The following is a 17,942-nucleotide window of genomic DNA, read 5'->3' on the forward strand; positions in this document are numbered from 1 at the left end:
AGCTGTAGCGGTGGTTGGGTCCACGACTGCGAGTGTCGGCAAACGACCGTTCTCCGACGTTGATCCGTCCGAACGCATCACGACCTACGTTGCCGCACTTCTTCCTACGCGGCGGACCCGGCGGACTCGCTGGGGCTGCTCTGTTTTGACGTGCAGCAGGACCGCCTCAGGACCTGAGCGGGGTGACCAATCGGCGATGGCCGATCAGGACCGCGGCGATCCCGACGAAGGCGAGGAAGTGTTCGGCCTTGCGTTCGTAGCGCCGGTGAAGGCGTCGGCACCCGGCCAGCCATGACACGGTCCGTTCGACGACCCGGCGATGGCGGCCCGGACGCTGACCGAGTCAATCGCGCACCGCGACCAGTCCAACTCACCGCGGGCCCAAGCGCATCGAGGATCACCCGGTGGAGTCGGGCCCCGCGACGCCGACGTGCTCCGTGTGGGCGTCCCCGGGGTCCGGCCCCCGGGGATCTGGGCCGTGACGGCCTCCGCTGCAGTCCGACTGCGGGATGAAGCGAGCTCCTATGGGCGGAGCACGCGGAGGTAGGCCACCTCGTAGGACATGCCCGACACGGCCCGGTCGGGGGCCGGGTGGTAACGGCCCGCGCAGACCGAGAGGTTGACGATGAGGTACGCGCGCCAGCGGCGTCCCACTCCGCGCCGGTCGGCGAAGACCTGCTTGCCGTTGACCCACCACACCACCGAACCGGATCCGAACTCCACCTTGAGGTCCACCCAGCGGCCGGGGCCGATCGCCGGGTCGCGGTGGTAGTGGGAGGCACCCTTGACGTGGTTGGACAATTCGAGGAGGTCCGGGTTGTCCGGGTGGTACTCGAAGACGTCGATCTCGTTGTCGCCGTCCAGCCAGGTCCAGATCGCGGGCCAGGCCCCGCGTTCGGCCGGTAGCCGCACCCGGGACTCCAGCACGTCCCCGGTCCGCACCATGAACCCTTCCTCGCTGCCCTCGGTGGTCAACAGACCGGTGTTCCACTTGCCGTCGGGGCGGCGGGTGGCCCGGAAGGTACCGCTGCGGCTGAAGGACGCGTCCGGCACCAGATAGTCGAGCTTGTTGTCGCCGGGATTGGTGGGCCCGCCGTTCGGATAGGCCCAGGACCGGCCCGCGACCCACTGGCGGGTCGAGCCGAAGTCCGCCGTGAAGACCGGGGTCGGAGCGCTCGCCCGGGCGGCGCCGTCACGTTCGGGAGCGGATGCGGAAGTCGAGGTGGGGGTGGGGCGTCCGAGGAGCCGTCGGATCCGGTCGAGAACCTGAGTGAGCACATCGCTCCTTCCCGAGAACACGATCCCATGCAGCATGCCCGATTCCGGTTAGATACATACCGGGCCACCGGTTTGCGATTTGCCCGGCAGCGAGGAGCCCTGTGGCGTCGACACCGCGATGATCGAGGAGAGCCATCCCCGGCCGTCGTGTCCGGCCTGGCTGGGCAGGTGGGGATCGCCGCGCGTCCGGATCAAGTGCGCGCGGGTGGCGGGGGCGAGGGGTGCGGGCCGGCGGTGCGGCGGATATCGTTCGCTGCGGCTGCAGGCACCCTCGGCGCCGCTCCCCCACAGGCGGTACCCGCCGCCAGGCACGCACGCTCCGGCAGCCGGTGCAGCCGGCAGCCGGCACCCACCCGGGTGCCCCAGGCCACTTCCAGCCAAGAGCTCCGGCGCCCAGGAGACCCGGCCTGCAACCAGCGGCCCTTCCGCGGGCGTTCCCCGACGCAGCCGCCCGTGCCCGACCGTCACGTGCCGCGCCGCAGTACCCGTACGGCACCAGCCCCGTACGCCGATCGCGCCTGCGCGGCGGCAACTCGGAGCTGGAGAAGCAGTAGTGAAAGCAGGAGACAGGATTCATGCCAACCATTCGTCAGAATCGCTCACACGTAGGCCGCTTGGCCATGCCTGCATGGGCGGCCGCCTCGCTGGGGCTCACCGTGCTCGGCGCCACCGTCGTGATCCCGTCGGCTCCGGCCGCGGCGACCGCGGCCGCCGCGGTGGCCTCGGAGGCGTCCACGCCGTTCGCCGCCCGCAGCGAGGGCTACTACTGCTTCAGGATCCCCTCCCTGGTGACCACGCGCTCCGGCGCCCTCCTCGCGTTCGCCGAAGGCAGGGTCAGCACCTGCAGCGACATCGGGCACAACGACATCGTGATGAAGAAGTCGACGGACGGCGGCAAGACATGGGGTCCGTTGACCGTCGTCGCCGGCGCGAACGACGACGACGCGCACGGCAACCCCTCGCCGGTCGTCGACGCCGTGACCGGCCGCATCACCGTGCTGTACGCCACCAGTGACTGGAGCCAGCGCCCCGACGGGTCCCTCGACCGCGGTGTACGGAGCCTGCGGGCGGCGCACAGCATCGACGAGGGAGCCGTCTGGAAGGACGGCGCCCCGCTCGGTCACCTCAAGCCCGCGGACTGGACATGGGTCTCCACCGGGCCGGGCCACGGCATCCAGCTCGGCCGCGGTGCGCACCACGGGCGGCTGGTCGTGACGGGAGACCACGCGACCAAGGAGGGCCAGGGCGGTGGTCAGCTCTACTACAGCGACGACGGCGGCCTGAACTGGGCCCTCGGCGCGCGCTCCGACGTCGAGAGCAGCAGCGCGGTCCCGGGCGAGCTGACGGTCGCGGAGACCACCGACGGCGGCCTGTACGTGAACGCGCGGAGCTCGGCCAGGTGCGACACCAACGAGCACCGGCTCGCCACCACCAGCGCCGACGGCGGTGCGTCCTTCGCGGCGCCCTTCACTCCCATGGCCGACTTCGACACCGCCCCGGCCTTCGGCTCGCTGCTGCGGATGAGCGCCAAGGACATGGGCGGTGCCCGGGACCGACTCCTGCTCTCCGCCCCCGCCCGTCTGGGCCCGAACACCCTCGAAGACCGCCGCGAGTTGGCCGTCCGCTCCTCGTACGACGAGGGCAGGACCTGGCAGACCGCCGGCACGGTGGTGGTACCGGGCCGCGCCGGCTATTCGGACCTGACGCTGTCGCCGAACGGGACCATAGGCGTGCTCTACGAGACCGCGAACAACATCCCGCACGGCAACGTGAGCTTCACCTCCTTCACCGAGAGCCGGATGGACGCGGCCCAGCAGGAGCTCCGCCTGCCGCGCACCACGGACACGGGTCCCAACGGGTACCGCAACCACGCCGTCGTCCACGGCGGGGCACAGCTCACCGACCGCGGCTCCGGCAAGGCCATGGCCTTGGACGGCCAGGACGACTACCTGCGGATCGTCAGCTGCTCACCCTCTCTGCGCCTGGGTCAGGGCGACTTCACCGTCACGGCGTGGTTCAAGCACTCGGCCACGTCCGGCGGGCTGCCCATCGTCTGGGGGTACGGAATGGGTGACGGGGTCCGGCAGTTCTGGCTGAAGGCAGAGCCGGGCAAGAACCAGCTGCGTGCCGCCATCAACACCGGTGATGCATACGCGGAGGTGAAGACCACCTCCTCGTTCAATGACGGCAACTGGCACCATGTCGTCTTCAAGCGGCAGACCGGTCAACTCGTACTGTCCGTGGACGGGGGCCAGGAGTTCACCGCTCCCGCCAAGGCCGGGGACATCACCCCGGCCGGCGAGTTCACCCTCCACGTCGGCGCGCGGCCGGACTTCCCCAACCAGCCGGCCGGGGTCACCGAGCTCTTCGAGGGCGGGCTCGACGACGTCCGGATCTTCGGACGCGGGCTGACGGCAGAGGAAGCCGGCAGCGTCCGCAGTGGCTCACTCGACGTGGCGGCCGACCAGGAACGCCTGCGACTGGGCTTCTCCAGCATCTGGTGATCCCGTGCCGGCAGCACGGTGGTTCAGGGGGCGTCCGGCGGGGCCGAGGCGTGCGCATGCCTCGGCCCGGGGCGCCCCGGCCCGCGGAGTGTCCGGCGGCGCGCGGTGGGTGGCCCATACCGGCGCTCGAACCAGGCTGCCGGGGTACGCGCCCAGTGCTCGCCCAACCTCCGCGCAGTGAGCGAAAGCGGCGCAGATCTGTTTGGGCGGCAGTAAGTGCCGGGCCTCGCCACGATTGTTCACGAGATTGATGGCACCCTGTCCGCTGGTGGTTGCCAACGTGTCGTTTCGCTGTGTCAACGAGTGGCGACGGCCAAGCTGACCACGTACTGCTCCTCGACCATCCGGTTCGGGAAGACCTCGGTCAGGAGGTCGTGCTCCTTGGCGATGAAGGTGTTCGTCGCTTCCTTGCCGAGGACAAGGAAGTCGGAGTAGCTGGCGAGGTTAGCGAGATGCATGTCGAGAGGAACGGTCCGGGTCCACGGCACGTGCCGGTGGACGAAGCCGAGCTCGGGCGGCAGCCCGCGGAAACGGGCCGTGGGGTCGTGAGGGCTGTCGTCGGCACCGAAGAGTCGGCGCAAGCGCGCGTCTTGGTCGGCAATCCACGGAACGGTGCTGTCCGAGTCGTTCCACCAGAGGGCGAGTGCACCACCGGTGCGCAGGACCCGGAGCACTTCCGGGACGGATTTGCGCTGGTCGGTCCAGTGCCAGGCTTGGGCATATGTGATGACGTCGATGGAGGCGGAGGCCAGCGGCAGGTTGTTGCCGTCCCCGATCACAAGGGGGACATCGGGCAGGCTGAGACGGAACTGCGAAGCCATCCCTGGGCCGGGCTCGACAGCAATGACCTTCGCACCGCGGTCCGAGAGAAGCGTCGTCGCCAGTCCGGTGCCGGCCCCGACGTCGGCGACGCGGGCGCCTTCCAAGGGGAAGCCGGTGAGTTCCTCGACCGCCTCGAGCAATTCGGACGGGTATGAAGGACGGTTCGCAGCGTAGCTGGCGGCAGCCGTGTCGAACGAGCGAGCCTGCGAAGTGATGTTCATACGAACATTGTTGACGGCTGCAGGTACTTGGCGCCGTACTTCTGTGCCCTTCCTCCGGCAGCAGGTAGTCACCGGGGGCGTCGGCGGATGCACCAGCGCGGCGGGCCGCCGCCCACCTGAGTGCGGCGACCGTTGGGACAAGGGTGTCGGAGGTCAGGCGGCCTCGACGAACTCGTCGACCAGCTTCGTCGCTGGCACGTACTTGACTCGGTAGCCGGCCATCGCGGCCTCGGTTCCCGGAGCGATCAGCATGTGGGACTTGCCGGTCCCGGAGTCGCCGATCAGGCAGATCGGCCGGCTCTTCTTGATCCATTCGCCGCTGGCGAGTGTGTGGACGGCGGCCGCGGCGATGTTGGGTTACGCGTCGAAGTCGAAGGTCCGCAAGGACGTGTCCCGGGGGAAACCGGCTGCCGGTGCAGGCGCGCTGCGTCACCAGGCCACCGCTGCCGTCCGAAGGCTCGTCACCGCTGGACCATGACCATGCACCGGTTCGAGCCGTAGGTGCTGCGGTACTGCTCGCCGTTGACCACCCACACCGCCGGGTAGCTCTTCTGGTGGCCCTGCGAGACGAAGAACTTCTCCGGCAGCCGATGCGCCCATCCGAGTGCCTTGCGGACTTCCCGCGAGCCAGAGACGCCCGGTGGGGGTAGGTCAGTTCGCACGAGGTGCCTCGGGGATCTGTGAGGAGTTCAGCCGTGTACGCAGTGGTTCGACGGTACGAAGGGGTGACTGATCCTGCCGAGGCGGGGCGCCGGGTGAAAGAGGGGTTCCTACCTCTCCTCCGCCAAGTGCCTGGATTCGTGGCCTACTACTGGGTTGACGCGGGCCGTGGAGTGATGCTCTCCACCAGCGTCTTCGAAGACCGGGCCGGAGCCGAAGAGTCCGTCAAGAGGGCCGCTGACTTCGTACGGGACAACCTCGCGTCGCTGCTACCTGAACCGCCCCAAGTCACGTCCGGCCAGGTTGTGGCTTCCGGATAACGACCTCCGGAGTAGTTCTGTATCCACGCGCACTCCACGCCGGGCACCAGGCACTTCACAGAATTCCTTCGAGATCCGCATCAACACCGCTGGTGCCGGGCGACTGGGACCGCCTCTTGCCCGCGCTGCCCGCCCTCAGGGAAGCAACGATCTTGGGCCCTCGAAGATGGTCGTCAGCTTCGCCCTGCAGGTTCCGGCGAGATCCCGGCGCGGAACGCCCCCCTGGACGGACTCGGCGCCCCGGGACGGATGCGGCGCGGCGACCGTGGCCGAGCAGCAGCGCCGAGTCCTCCCGCGTGGTCGCACGCAGGATCGGGCACGAGGAATGGCGAGAGACCACCGTGACCGGAGGATTCAGCGGCGCCGTACCCAGTTGCATGCCATACCTGAACGCCGTATTTCATCGTCGGTTGTCGGTGACAGCGCCCCTGACCGGTTCGGAGGGCTCCGGCTCCCGGCCCGAGGCGTCCAGCGCGGCCGCCTCGGTGGCGCGCTCGCGGTGCCGGCAGCACGGCGGGACCGAGCGCTCGACCCAACGCGGGGCGCGCGGGGTGAAGCGCGGCAGGGGCGGCAGGACGAAGCTCAGCCCGCTCGGGACGACGATGGCGAGCACGATCCACATCAAGGCGGAGTGCGCCGAATACGCCACCTGCCCGTACGGCCTCTCAAGGGGCCGAGGGGGTGGGTTCATCACGACGCGCGGCGGGCGAGGCGGAGCAGGCCGCTGCGCATCCGCTCTTCACCGAGTTCCGGCAGGAGTGCCGCTACGTGATCGGCAGCCAGGCCGGCAAGCAGGGCATGGGCGGACTGATCGGGGTCGGGTGCGGTGGCGAGGAGGATCGCCACATGGCGGTGCCAGAACCGGTACGCCCCGATCCTGTAACGGGCTCCGGGGCTGGCGGTCTCGGACATCCGGACCAGCGCCAGGTGCTCGAGAAGGTAGTCGAGGTAGGCGTTGAGGAATGCGTCCAAGCGTTCGTCGGCCGGGGCTCCGGGGCCGAGTGGGGGCGGCCCGTGCAGGATCGCCTCCTGCAGTACGCGTTCGCGGGCGTCCAGCAGGGCGGCCGCCAGCCCCGACTTGTCACCGAACCGGCGGAACAGGGTTCCCTTGCCGACGCCGGCTGCCGCCGCAACCTGATCCATGGACACCGCCTCGACGCCCTGTTCTGCGAACAGCCTGGCGGCTGCCTCCAGCACTGCGGCTCGGTTGCGGGCCGCGTCCGCACGCTCCTTGGGCGGCGGCGTGTGCAGCAGTTCCAGCGGCATTGCCGAACCGGACCGTAGTCCGTTATCGTCGTGAGTCATAACAGGACTGTAGTCCGATTCCTTTGGAGGCAGTGGCATGACCGCACTCATCACCCGGGACGAGCTGGCAGCAGCGATCGAGGCCGGCGCCGTGACCGTCGTCGACACGCTCGGCGGCGAGTACTACGCCCAGCGGCACCTGCCCGGCGCCCTCGCGCTGACCCCGGCCGACGTCGACACCCAGGCGCCCGCCCTGCTCCCCGACCGCGACGCCGCGATCGTCACCTACTGCTCCAACCCGGCATGCCCCAACAGCGGACAGGCCGCCGACCGGCTCACCAGCCTCGGCTACACCAACGTCCGCAAGTACCGCGAAGGCATTCAGGACTGGGTCGAAGCCGGGCTCCCCACCGAAGCCGTCTGACCGACGCCCCCCGGGGCGGGGATTCCGTACGGAGTCTTCGCCCCTTCGGTTCGACGACCCGACCGCCAACCACCACGACATGGATGGCCGATCAACGCTCCGCCGGATTCCTCCGCCACGACCTCGACGGCGTCACCGCCGGCCTCACCCTCCATCGGAGCTCAGGCGTCGTCGAAGGCCACTTCAACAGGATCGAAAATGCCACCGCGGACCCGGCTGGGCCTTGCCGTGTTGTAGGCGATGATCGCGCGGGCCAGGTCTGCGGGCTGAAGGCCATCCGGCGCTCCGGAGACGTCCTCCACGGCGACTGTGTTCAGGTTCTGTGGCAGGTCAGGGATGTTCCAGGGGCCGATGAGCTGCTGATACAGGAGCGCGTTGCAGAAAGCCGTACGGTCCAGGAGGAACGCAGGGGTGATCCCGGAAGGACCGCGAAAGGACGCCGGGGCCTGGCGGATGGGGGTCATGCGCCAGCAATCGTTCGCACTGGTGACGGGAGTGACGTCGCGCAGATGGTCGGGCGGGCTGCTCCAGCACTCCCCTCCGTTGCGGGGGTCGTAGAAGGAACCCGAGGCGCACGTCATCGAGTCGGGCAGCGCCGTGAAGCTCTGCTGTAGACCGGCCAGGCCGAGGAGGGTGTCCGGCTGGACGACTCCGGCCATGACGAAGAACTTCCTGGCGTCCTCCCCCGGGTTCCTGGTCAGCGCTGCCCGGTCGCGCGCGATGGCCTCCACGAACAGTGCCCGGGGGTCGGCGAAGTCCCTGAGGTGGTTGCCGACCGGCGGGCTGTCGGCGGGGTGGCTGCCGCGGCCGGAGGAGGTGACGGTGGCATTCCAGGCCAGCGCCCGGTCGGCCAGTCCCGAGTCGTCCAGGAGGATCACGTTCTTGCCCGCGGCGACGCGGCTGCCGTAGGTCGACGTCGGGAGAACTGCTGCTGGGAGGCGATCCTCGCCCGGTCGGCGCCGGGCGGCCCGTGGCGGGCCGGCCCGGGGACGTCGGTGGCCACCGAGCTCCGGCTCATCAAGCGGAATCGATTCTTCGGCTCGGGCGCGTATCGGGCGACGAGTCGCTGGGGAACCTCTTGTGGCACCGATCGTTCCGCATACCTCACCGCCGCCGACCAGTCCTGGCCCCTCGCCCGAGGCGGCGGCGTCACCCTCACCGACCTGGCATACCCGGCCCGCGCTGAAGCACCGGCTGCCGGGCCAGGGCCGGCGAGCCATCCGCGGCAAGAAGGGCAGCGCCTGATGGGCATCTACGGACAGGACTGGGCGTCCTACCAGAGCGACGAACCGAGCCTCGCCGGACTCGACTTCGTCTTCACGAAGATCACGGAGGGCCTCGGCTACACGAATCCGAGGTGGGTTCGCCAGCGCGACCACGTCAAACGCCACGGTCTGGTCTGGGGCGCCTACCACTACCCCCACATGGCAAACGACCCGGAGCGCGAAGCCGACTTCTTCCTCGACCAGGCGGCCTGGCAGCCCGGCGACATCCTGGTCCTCGACTGGGAGGGTTACGACAACGCCAACGCCGGTGTCTCCAAGGCCCGCCAGCGGGCCTACAAGGAGGACTGGCTCCGCTACGTGAAGGGTCGAATGCCGGGGCACCAGGTCGGCATGTACTGCAACGCCGACTACTGGAAGAACGTCGACACCACCAGCTACTGCGGCGACTTCCTGTGGATCGCCACCGCGGGCCGCCGCGCCGGCGACCCCGGAATCAAGGCCGGATGGATGTTCCACCAGTACGACGACAACCCCGTCGACAAGGACTACTGCCCCCTGCTCAGCCGCGAGGATCTTCGCGCCTGGGCTCTCGGTTCCCCGGAGGACGACATGCCCCTGTCCCAGGCCGACCTCGACGCCGTCGCGACCGCCGTCTGGCGTCACACCGAAACCAACGCCGCCACCGGCCGCCCCGTCGACATGGGCGCGGTCATGGCCTGGATGGACAAGGTCCACAACAACCAGACCGACGCCGTCGCACGACAAATCGCCGCGACACAGGCAGCAGTGACCGCACTCGCCGCCCAACTCGGCCAGGAACACGGTGTCGACACCGACACCGTGGTCGCCGCGGTACGGCAGGCCATCGCCGACGCCGTCGTCAACGTGGACATCCACGTGACCAGCACCCCCGCCCCGACCGGCTGAGAGACAACACCCCCGCTCCACTCGCGGGAACGGAGTGAAGGGACCGACCTGGGCGTGGAGCCGGCCGGCTCGCTGCGGTGATCGGTACGCCTTGAACGTAGATCCGTCCAGGTCAGCCGGGTTGACTGAGCGCGCCGGACCCCTTGCCGCTGCGTGCGCGCCCGGACCGCGGGTGAAGACGGGACTCCGCTGTAGGACGCCCGGCCGCCCCGGATCTCCTGTCTGGCGTGTCGCGGGAGCGGTTGCCACACCGGTGGGGCATGTTCATGCGGCAGGCCAAACGTCGCGGATGAGCGCTCCATGGAGGTGCCCGATGAGGGCGAGTGGCGTCGGGGAAGGACAGCCGGAGGACGGGCCCCGGCGCACCGGCAAGGAGCAGGAAGGGAAGCCTGCTCCCCCGCCCGCGGCCAGGCCTTCGTCCGGGCGTTCGGCGGACGCCGGGAAGCCTGCTCCGCCGAGGGTCCGGTCCGCTCCGCTGACGCGGCTGCGCGAGGCCGGAAGGACGGCCCTGGGCGCGGGGCCTCCCCCGGGCCCGTCCCGTCCGGAGTTCTGGCAGAGTCCACTCCGCGGTCCGTGGCTGACCGCCGTGTTCGGGCTGGTCCTGCTGTTCGGGATCACGGTTCTCTTCGTGACGGGCCTGCTTTCGTACGCGGCGTACAATCCCGATCTCGCGCCGCTCAACGACCAGACGCCGGACAAGGGATGGCTCGGCTTCTACCTCTTCTCCTGGCCGACTTCACCGTACTGGCTCTACCGGCTCACCCAGGGCGTCCACGTCACGCTGGGAATCGTCCTCGTGCCCGTCCTGCTCGCGAAGTTGTGGTCGGTCATTCCCAAGCTGTTCGAGTGGCCACCGATTCGCTCGGTCAGCCACGCTCTGGAGCGGCTGTCGCTGCTGTTGCTGGTCGGCGGCGCCGGCTTCGAGTTCGTCACCGGCATCCTCAACGTCCAGCTCCACTACATCTTCCCCGGCTCCTTCTACACCCTGCACTTCTATGGGGCTTGGGTGTTCATCGGCGCGTTCGTCGTGCATGTGGCCTTCCGGCTGCCCAGGGCACTGCGGGCCGTACGACCCCGGTTCGGGGAGCCTGCGGCGGGTACCGAGGATGCGGTCGGGCTGGTCTCGCCCCGCCCCGCGGCACCGACCATCTCCCGCCGGGGCGCCCTGGGCATGGTGGGGCTCGGGTCGGTCGCGCTGCTGGTCGTCACGGCGGGGCAGAGCATCGGCGGATGGTGGCGACGGACCGCCCTGCTCGCCCCGCACGGCCGGGACCCGGGTTCGGGCCCGAACGGGTTCCAGATCAACAAGACCGCCGCCTCGGTCGGCATCCGGCCCAGCGACGTCGGCCCCGCCTGGCGGCTGACCGTACGCGGCCCGGGACGCCAGGTCGACCTGACGTACGACCAGCTCCTGGCCATGCCGCAGCGCGAGTCGGCCCTGCCCATCGCCTGCGTGGAGGGCTGGTCCACCCCCGACCAGCGGTGGAGCGGGGTCCGGCTCACCGATCTGGCCGCCCTCGTCGGACTCGGTGTGAACACGCCCGAGGCCCTTGTGGAGTCGGTGCAGCGTGGCGGCTCGTTCAGCTCCGCCGTGCTCAGCGACCACCAAGTCCGTGACAGCCGCTCGTTGCTGGCGGTCCGCGTCAACGGGGCCACCCTCTCCGCCGACCACGGCTACCCGGCGCGGACCATCGTCGCGGGCGCTCCGGGGGTCCACAACACGAAATGGGTCACCCGCCTCACCTTCGGGGAGCCCGCATGAAGGCCCGGACGGTTTTCCGGAGCCGCTACGGCGCCTCTCCCCTGCACCTGCTTCTCGTGATCGGCTCGTTCGCCCTCGCCGCTTACGCCGGCCTGCGCCTGTTCGAGGGCGATACGCTCGGAGTGGCCGTATGGTTCGTCGGCGCGGCTCTCGTCCACGACCTGGTCTTGCTGCCCCTGTACTCGGTAACGGACAGGGCGGTGCAGACAGCGTTCGATCGGGGACCGGGCGACCGCGGGCCGACGCCGCGGGTGAGCGTGAACTACGTGCGCGTACCCGCCTTCGTCTCCGGTGTTCTGCTCCTGGTCTGGTGGCCGCTGGTCTTCCGTCAGGTCGGGCACTACACGGCCGCGACCGCCCTTCCGGCGGACGGGTTCCTCGGACGCTGGCTGTTGATTACCGCGGTGCTGTTCGCGGCCTCGGCCGCGGTCCTGGTCGTACGGACCTCGCGCTGGAGCCGGGATCAGCGGCAGGCGCGCAGAGCGGCGAAGTGACGTCTTCGCGCGCTGGTCCACCGTTCGGTCTCGGTCCATCCGGACTCCTCGGCATGGCGGCGCAGGACAGTGGCCCCGACCACGGCCCAGGGGAGGACTGCGCTGACCGGCCGTTGCCCGGAGTGGATCCGGACACGTCGTCGCTCGTCCACTTCTCGAGAAGCGGTCTCCACCGGGAGGGGGCCTTCCGGGGCCACGACCTCCCGTACTCGCTGCAGCAGCCGTCGGGGCTCGCCAGGGCCTGCGGGGGAACGAGGCCGGCAGCGAGTACAAGCGGGAGGTCGATGACGTGCGCCGGACGGGCGCGGACCGGCCCACAGCGGCCACTCCGACGATCAGCCGTACCAGTGATCAGCCGGCTCGGGGGCGTGGGACGTCGCCGACGGCTTCGCCCTCGGCGACGAGGTGGCCCACCAGGTCCTCACCACCAAGCTGCGCACCCTGTGACGTGAATGGCGGGGCGGGCGGGGTCCTGTACCCCTCTGAGGCCCGGCGGTGTGACGCGCGAGGACCTCGAAGCGGTGCTCGGGCATTCCATCGGGGTGCCCTCAACGCCTCATGTCCGAGTGCCGGACCGGCACCCGTCGCACTACGCGCCGAACACGCACCGGCTTCGCCGGGCCGCCGGGCCGCGCACTTCCCGGTGAGCGGCCCGGCCCGGACGGTCAGGGAGCGGTGGGGGCCGCCGTAGCGAGGCCGCGGGCGGCGACGAGCTGTGCGCTGCCGTCGGCCAGCCGGTAGGACAGCCCCACCACGCCCAGCCGGCCGTCGGCGACCCTCTCGGCCAGGACCCGGGAGCGCTCCAGCAGCAGGTCCACCGTGTGCTCGATGTGCTCGGCCAGTATCTCCTCGGCCGTCTCGCGTCCTGCGGCGCGGGCCGCCAGCACGCTCGGAGTGACGCGTTCGACGACGTCACGCACGAATCCGCCAGGCGTCTGCCCGTCCTCCAGGGCGGAGCAGGCCGCGGCGACAGCGCCGCACGAGTCGTGGCCGAGGACGACGACCAGGGGCGCGTTGAGGACGCTCACACCGAATTCGATGCTTCCGAGCACTTCCGTACCCGCGACATGCCCGGCGGTGCGGACCACGAAGAGGTCGCCCAGGCCCCGATCGAAAATGATCTCGGCGGCCAGGCGGGAGTCGGAGCACCCGAACACCACGGCGAAGGGCTGCTGGGACGGCGCGGTCTCGGTGCGGCGGGCGGCGTCCTGGTTCGGGTGCTCGGGGGTACCGGAAACGAAACGCTGGTTGCCGGCCAGCAGCAGGTCAAAGGCGCTGCCGGGCATCTGGATCTCAGTCATGTCAGCAGCCTACGAGGCGGCACCGGCCGCCGCTCTGCCTGGTCCCGCGACAGGGCGCCAAATCGGGCAAAGCGGCCGGCCTCGGCATCACCCCCAGACGCCCGGCGAGGGCGCCCTCGACGCGGAACCTTCGCGCGAGACTCAGCTGCCGGACCCGTACGGCATCCCCGGTCTTCCTGCGTCCCGGACACCGGCCCCTGAACCGGAGCCAAGAGCGCGGGGCCGCATACGGCTGTCGCCCGCTTACAGGGGCGTGTCCGGAGCAGTGGCAAGCCAGTGGCTTGGACCCCGTCGGGGTTTTCCACGTTCCGCACCAGTCAGACGCGGCTGGGGTGGGCGCCCCCTCCACCCCGGGACCAACGGTGTCCTCCCAACCGGATCAGTTGCCCGAAGGTCGCTCGGCGCTTTCCAACGCCGGGTCCTGACCGCCGCTTGCTCGCCATCGCGCGGTCTTATCGTCACGCGGCATCATCGAGGGATCATTTTCGTTCGCCCGTCCAGCCTTCCCCTCACCTGTTGCTCCCCGATGGCCGGGGCGTTCTTGGGCTTGAAACGCTCGGCTTCACACCCCGCCGTTACCAGCGGCGCATTGCGAGCGCGGGGACGGGCCCTGAGCCCGGCTCCCGTATTTCAGAGGGACACGCGCGCTGTTCTCCAGCGGCAGAACGGTGGCCGGACCGGGCTTGACGATCACTACAGTCCAGTCTCATGACGACGATTACGACGCGCTCGGTCGAGTACCCGGCGGACGGTTTGACCATGACCGGGCACCTCGCTCTCCCGGCCGGTGTCGACCGCCGACCCGCGGTGCTGCTCGGACCGGAGGGCATGGGGCTCAGCGACGTCGAGCGCCGCCGGGCCGACGCTCTCGCCGAGCTGGGATATGTGGCGCTGGCCTTCGACCTTCACGGCGGGCGCTATCTGGGCGACCCCGAGGAGATGCTGGCCCGTTGCATACCACTGCTTGCCGATCCCGACCGGATGCGGGGCATCGGCCATGCGGCGCTCGACGTGCTGCGCAGTGAACCGCGGACCGACCCCGACCGGATCGCCGCCGTCGGCTACGGAACCGGGGGCGCCGTCGGGCTGGAACTCGGGCGCGACGGTGCCGGCCTGCGCGCGATCGGGACAGTCAACGCAACTACCACGGGCCGACCGGGCGAGGCGGCGCGCATTCGCTGCCCGGTGTGGGCCGGGGTCGGATCGGAAGACCCGATCATGCCGCCCGCGCAACGGAACGAGTTCACCGCCGAGATGCAGGCCGCGGGCGTCGACTGGCGCCTCACGGTCTACGGCGGCGCCTTGCACGCCTTCCACCACCCACCGGTCGACCACCCCACGGTCCCCGGCGTCGGCTACCACCCACAGCATGCACGGCGAGCCTGGCGCGACGTCGTCGACCTGCTCGCCGAATGCCTGCCCGTGACGGAGCCTCTGGGGGCATGACCCAGGCAGACATCCTGGCGCCAAGCCTGGTCCGCGTCGGGCACTGACAGCCCCTCCCCCCTCGAGTCCGCACAGCAGGACCGCATTCGGGCGGATGCTCGATCGCGGAGACGCGTTCGCAACTGCCGCAGTCAATGCCGGTTCTACCGCGACGGAGTGCCTGCCGCGATCGTCGCGACCTGCGGCGTTCCGTTCCGAGCAGGAGCCGAGGGGCGAGTGGCGCCCGGTCGGGGCCGGGGTCGGCGGCCGGCTCCCTGCTGCGTTCGGCGGATCACCGCGGGCCGGGCGGCGTGGCGCGGGCCGGGGTCGGCGGGCGGTGGCCGGCCCTGGGGTTGAGTGGGGCGGTACCCCTTGCTCCCTTCTCCGAGGAGCCGTCGTGAGCGCCCAGAACAAGATCCCTGCCGGTACCATCCTGCTCTCCGATTCCGAGGCCTTCGGCTGTCAGGGCGCCGTACACATGGTCGATCCGGGCACGGGTCTTTCGAGCTTCTTCGCCCTGGGCGGGGATCTCGTGGGCGCCACGGGAATCGCCGTCGAAGCCGACGGCAACGTCTTGGTGAGCAAGGACCGTCAGTATCCGGGCACGGGCAGCCTGTTGCGCCTGTCCAGGTCCGGTGGAACGACGACGCAGAGCGTCGTGGCGGACGGGGGGAACTTCGTCGCACCGTGCGCCGTTGTCGTGGAGGGCAACGGCCGCATCCTCGTGGCCGACCTCTTTTCCAGGGGCCCGGGTGCCATCATCCGAGTCAACCCCGTCACCGGGAAGCAGACGGTGCTGTCAGTGAGCGACAGCAAGATCGATCCGCTGCGACCCGGCGGACTGTGCGTGGCCGCCGACGGCACCATCGTGGTGGTCGAGCAGGCCGGGCCCGTCGCGGAGCCCCCATCTGCCCGGGTGGTCCGGATCGACCCGACCAGCGGTGCGCGCACGGTCGTGTCCTCGGGCGGCGCGCTCGTCAGCCCCGCGGACGTGGCGGTCGACCACGAGGGCAACATCCTGGTCGTCGACGCCAACGCGTTCGACGGCTTCAGCGGCGGTGTGATCAAGGTGGATCCGGTGAGCGGGGCGCAAACCGTCGTGTCCTCCGGCGGAAACTTCGACAGCCCGGCCGCCATCGCCGTCGAAGCCGACGGCAGTCTGCTGATCACGGACAACACGGCTGCTACGGGTGGACCCACCCTGTTCCGAGTGGACCCGACCACCGGCGAGCAGCACGTCCTCGCATCGGGCCTGCCCTTCCGGTCCCTCACGGGTGTCAAGGTCGTCCCCGGCGCCTGAGCCTCGACATCGAGCCTGTGGACCGTATCTCGATGACCCGGGTCAACCGCTTGCCGATCCCTTCCTTCAGGGGCGGCAGTCACGTCAGGACTCTGATGCACCGGAAATGTGTCACCCTATTGATGTGCATCTTCGCAGTGGCGGCAATTTCGGGAATCTGTGCCCCACGGGCGTCGGCTGCGCCCAGCTGCCGCATTGGCGCTTACATCACCGACTTGTACGGACTGGACGTTTCCCCGCGGACCATCAATGCGGATTTCTGGCTGTGGAGCGTGTGTCCGAGTGCCGACCTTGACGCCACCAAGCGCCTGGAATTCGTCAATGCCACGCAGGTGACCCAGAGCGACCGGTCCGTGGAGAAAGTCGGAACCGAATACTGGTCTCAGGTGAAGGTGTCAGGCACTTTCCGGCAGCATTTTGATCTCGGCGAGTACCCGTTCGACAAGCAAGATGTCCGGATCTTGATCGAGGATTCCGAATTCAGCTCCCCTCAGTTCACCTATGTGCCCGACGTCGCGAACTCTGGATATGATCATGAAATCAGCCTGGGAGGGTTCAAGATCAGGGACTTCAGCGCCCGGGTGGTGACGCACACCTATCAGACTTCTTTCGGGGATCCGAGGATCACGCACGGACAGAACAGTCAGTACAGTCAATTCGACCTCAATCTCAAGCTCGTCAGGGATGACGTCGCAGGTTTCGTCAGGGAGTCCTGGCCGGCATACGTGGCCTTTCTCATCTCGTTCATCACCTACTGGATGTGGTCGAAGGACCTCCTGCCTGTCATCGGGGCGCGATATGGGATTCTCGGCGCGTCCCTTTTTAGCGTTGTGGTGAACATGCGCTCCTCAAGCCTGGCGGGGACCCTCTTCGGCGTGACCTTGGTCGATCAAATCCAATTGGCCACCCTCCTCTACACTCTGATCGCCGTCGGCTGCACTACTTACATCCTATGGAGATGGGCCGATCACGAAAGCAACCCCGTGGTGCGGCGGGTCAACAATCTTGTGGCGGTATCGACATCAGCCGTCTATCTGATCGCAAACGCCATCAGTATCGGCTTCGCGATCACATAGAAACACGGCGACGGGAGCGGGGCGGTCGCGGCGGGCGAAGGCTCCCGGTGGTTCCGGACACCCGTGCACGGAGCCGGCTGCGTCGGCACGAGGAGAGCCCGCGGCCCTCGCGTTCTTCGATGCGGGGCGGCCGGCGCGTGACCTGGACGGCGTCGCCCGCCAGGACGCGGGCCCTGCCGGGCGGGGCAGCGACCCGTCCCGCCGCCATCGCCGACCTGCCCACCCCGGCCACCGCCGTGGGACCGCCGGGCGAGGACCCCTCGGCCCGCAGGCGCCCGAGATCCTCACGGCCGGCCGCAGGACACCACCGTCAGGGTCAGCCTCCAGCGCTGGGGCGCTGGCCGACCGGCCGAACCGGCACGGGCCGTCAGCCGTCATCGGCACTTCCTCACGGCCGGGAAGGTGCTGCGCCCTCGACCTGGGCGGGGTTCAGCCTCGGTTGCGGTAGCCGGGGTGGACTCCGGGCGTCAGTTCCTGTTCGGCGGCGACGCGTTCGAGGAGGTCGCGCAGGAGCCCCCGCTGCTCCGGGTCGAGGCCGGCGAGCAGCGCGTCCTCGTGGGCCGCGGCCGCGCGGGAGACCGCGCCGAGCGTGCGTCCGCCCTCCGCCGTGAGGTGGAGCTCGTAGTTGCGGCGGTCCTCGGCGCTGCGCCGCCGTTCGACGAGGTCCTTGCCTTCCAGGGCGTCGATGAGCGCGACGACGCGGCTCGGCACGACGCCCAGGTCCTCGGCGAGGGCCCGCTGACTGCGCCCCGGCTGCCCGGCGATCATGCGCAGCAGTCCGACGTCCGCCGGCGTCAGCCCCAGGTGGCCGACGCGTTCGGCGAAGCGCCCGGCGGCGTGCGCGCCGATCTGGGCGAGGAGGAACGCGGCTCCGCGCGGCCCGGTGGCCGGGGCGGGGTCCGACGTATGCGGTTGCCGGGAGCTGTTCACCGGCCTATCGTAAGCCACGCGAAATGA

16 protein-coding genes and 3 pseudogenes are annotated in these 17,942 nt (G+C 69.7%); 9 read left to right on the top strand and 10 right to left on the bottom strand.

The annotated features are described in order from the left end of the window. Positions 1 to 166: 166 nt before the first annotated feature. Together ACFYZS_RS24945 and ACFYZS_RS24950 are read right to left on the bottom strand one after the other, a co-directional pair. A pseudogene (locus tag ACFYZS_RS24945) lies at positions 167 to 328 on the bottom strand (IS5/IS1182 family transposase); the annotation flags it as partial. A gap of 194 nt (positions 329 to 522) precedes the next feature. Next, the gene (locus tag ACFYZS_RS24950; RefSeq protein ID WP_389016561.1) at positions 523 to 1,278 is read right to left on the bottom strand and encodes a beta-glucanase; all 756 of its coding nucleotides are present in this window, start codon (positions 1,276 to 1,278) and stop codon (positions 523 to 525) included. A 620-nt stretch (positions 1,279 to 1,898) separates the two neighbouring features. Between ACFYZS_RS24950 and ACFYZS_RS24955 the strand changes: the two genes are divergently transcribed. Then, positions 1,899 to 3,782: an exo-alpha-sialidase gene (locus ACFYZS_RS24955; protein WP_389016564.1), complete on the top strand. Its 1,884-nt coding sequence runs from the start codon at positions 1,899 to 1,901 to the stop codon at positions 3,780 to 3,782. Positions 3,783 to 4,078: 296 nt separating this feature from the next. Here ACFYZS_RS24955 and ACFYZS_RS24960 read toward each other — a convergent pair whose 3' ends face one another. The 5 genes and pseudogenes from ACFYZS_RS24960 to ACFYZS_RS24980 form a co-directional block, all read right to left on the bottom strand. After that, on the bottom strand, positions 4,079 to 4,825 hold the full coding sequence (locus ACFYZS_RS24960) for a class I SAM-dependent methyltransferase (RefSeq protein WP_389016566.1): 747 nt from the start codon (positions 4,823 to 4,825) through the stop codon (positions 4,079 to 4,081). Between the two features lie 156 nt (positions 4,826 to 4,981). Then, positions 4,982 to 5,236: pseudogene (locus ACFYZS_RS24965) on the bottom strand (ATP-binding protein); the annotation flags it as partial. Between the two features lie 50 nt (positions 5,237 to 5,286). After that, the gene (locus ACFYZS_RS24970; RefSeq protein WP_389016569.1) at positions 5,287 to 5,487 is read right to left on the bottom strand and encodes a hypothetical protein; all 201 of its coding nucleotides are present in this window, start codon (positions 5,485 to 5,487) and stop codon (positions 5,287 to 5,289) included. A 718-nt stretch (positions 5,488 to 6,205) separates the two neighbouring features. Then, entirely contained in the window at positions 6,206 to 6,427 is a 222-nt protein-coding gene (locus tag ACFYZS_RS24975; RefSeq protein ID WP_389016572.1) for a hypothetical protein, read from the bottom strand. 68 nt (positions 6,428 to 6,495) lie between these two features. After that, positions 6,496 to 7,110: a TetR/AcrR family transcriptional regulator gene (locus ACFYZS_RS24980; protein ID WP_389016575.1), complete on the bottom strand. Its 615-nt coding sequence runs from the start codon at positions 7,108 to 7,110 to the stop codon at positions 6,496 to 6,498. Between the two features lie 37 nt (positions 7,111 to 7,147). On the opposite strand from ACFYZS_RS24980, the gene ACFYZS_RS24985 reads away from it, so the two are divergent. Continuing rightward, entirely contained in the window at positions 7,148 to 7,474 is a 327-nt protein-coding gene (locus tag ACFYZS_RS24985; protein WP_389016578.1) for a rhodanese-like domain-containing protein, read from the top strand. A gap of 161 nt (positions 7,475 to 7,635) precedes the next feature. Here ACFYZS_RS24985 and ACFYZS_RS24990 read toward each other — a convergent pair whose 3' ends face one another. After that, entirely contained in the window at positions 7,636 to 8,352 is a 717-nt protein-coding gene (locus tag ACFYZS_RS24990; protein WP_389016581.1) for a hypothetical protein, read from the bottom strand. Between the two features lie 366 nt (positions 8,353 to 8,718). Between ACFYZS_RS24990 and ACFYZS_RS24995 the strand changes: the two genes are divergently transcribed. The 4 genes and pseudogenes from ACFYZS_RS24995 to ACFYZS_RS25010 all read left to right on the top strand — a co-directional run. Then, a complete protein-coding gene (locus tag ACFYZS_RS24995; RefSeq protein WP_389016584.1) occupies positions 8,719 to 9,627 on the top strand; it encodes a GH25 family lysozyme in 909 nt (302 codons plus the stop codon). 586 nt (positions 9,628 to 10,213) lie between these two features. Beyond that, positions 10,214 to 11,389 carry a molybdopterin-dependent oxidoreductase gene (locus tag ACFYZS_RS25000; RefSeq protein WP_389016587.1) on the top strand — a complete coding sequence of 392 codons (1,176 nt, stop codon included), beginning with the start codon at positions 10,214 to 10,216 and terminating at the stop codon, positions 11,387 to 11,389. Further along, positions 11,386 to 11,883: a hypothetical protein gene (locus ACFYZS_RS25005; RefSeq protein WP_389016590.1), complete on the top strand. Its 498-nt coding sequence runs from the start codon at positions 11,386 to 11,388 to the stop codon at positions 11,881 to 11,883. Before ACFYZS_RS25000 ends, ACFYZS_RS25005 begins: the two co-directional genes overlap by 4 nt. A gap of 482 nt (positions 11,884 to 12,365) precedes the next feature. Further along, positions 12,366 to 12,482, top strand: a pseudogene (locus ACFYZS_RS25010) (translation factor Sua5); the annotation flags it as partial. Between the two features lie 66 nt (positions 12,483 to 12,548). On the opposite strand, the gene ACFYZS_RS25015 reads toward ACFYZS_RS25010, so the two are convergent. Then, positions 12,549 to 13,184 (bottom strand): carbonic anhydrase, encoded by a 636-nt coding sequence (locus ACFYZS_RS25015; protein WP_389016592.1) that lies wholly within the window; start codon positions 13,182 to 13,184, stop codon positions 12,549 to 12,551. Between the two features lie 708 nt (positions 13,185 to 13,892). Between ACFYZS_RS25015 and ACFYZS_RS25020 the strand changes: the two genes are divergently transcribed. From ACFYZS_RS25020 to ACFYZS_RS25030, 3 genes are all read left to right on the top strand, one after another. Beyond that, positions 13,893 to 14,630: a dienelactone hydrolase family protein gene (locus tag ACFYZS_RS25020; RefSeq protein ID WP_389016595.1), complete on the top strand. Its 738-nt coding sequence runs from the start codon at positions 13,893 to 13,895 to the stop codon at positions 14,628 to 14,630. Between the two features lie 376 nt (positions 14,631 to 15,006). After that, positions 15,007 to 15,909, top strand: a complete 903-nt coding sequence (locus tag ACFYZS_RS25025) for a hypothetical protein (protein ID WP_389016598.1) — start codon at positions 15,007 to 15,009, stop codon at positions 15,907 to 15,909. Positions 15,910 to 16,124: 215 nt separating this feature from the next. Next, positions 16,125 to 16,985, top strand: a complete 861-nt coding sequence (locus ACFYZS_RS25030) for a hypothetical protein (RefSeq protein ID WP_389016600.1) — start codon at positions 16,125 to 16,127, stop codon at positions 16,983 to 16,985. 429 nt (positions 16,986 to 17,414) lie between these two features. Here the strand turns inward: ACFYZS_RS25030 and ACFYZS_RS25035 are convergent, their stop codons facing one another. Beyond that, entirely contained in the window at positions 17,415 to 17,915 is a 501-nt protein-coding gene (locus ACFYZS_RS25035; RefSeq protein WP_389016603.1) for a MarR family winged helix-turn-helix transcriptional regulator, read from the bottom strand. Positions 17,916 to 17,942: the final 27 nt, after the last annotated feature.

The sequence above is a fragment of the Streptomyces sp. NPDC001903 genome, assembly GCF_042891345.1.
In the GTDB taxonomy this organism is placed as follows: Bacteria; Actinomycetota; Actinomycetes; order Streptomycetales; family Streptomycetaceae; genus Streptomyces.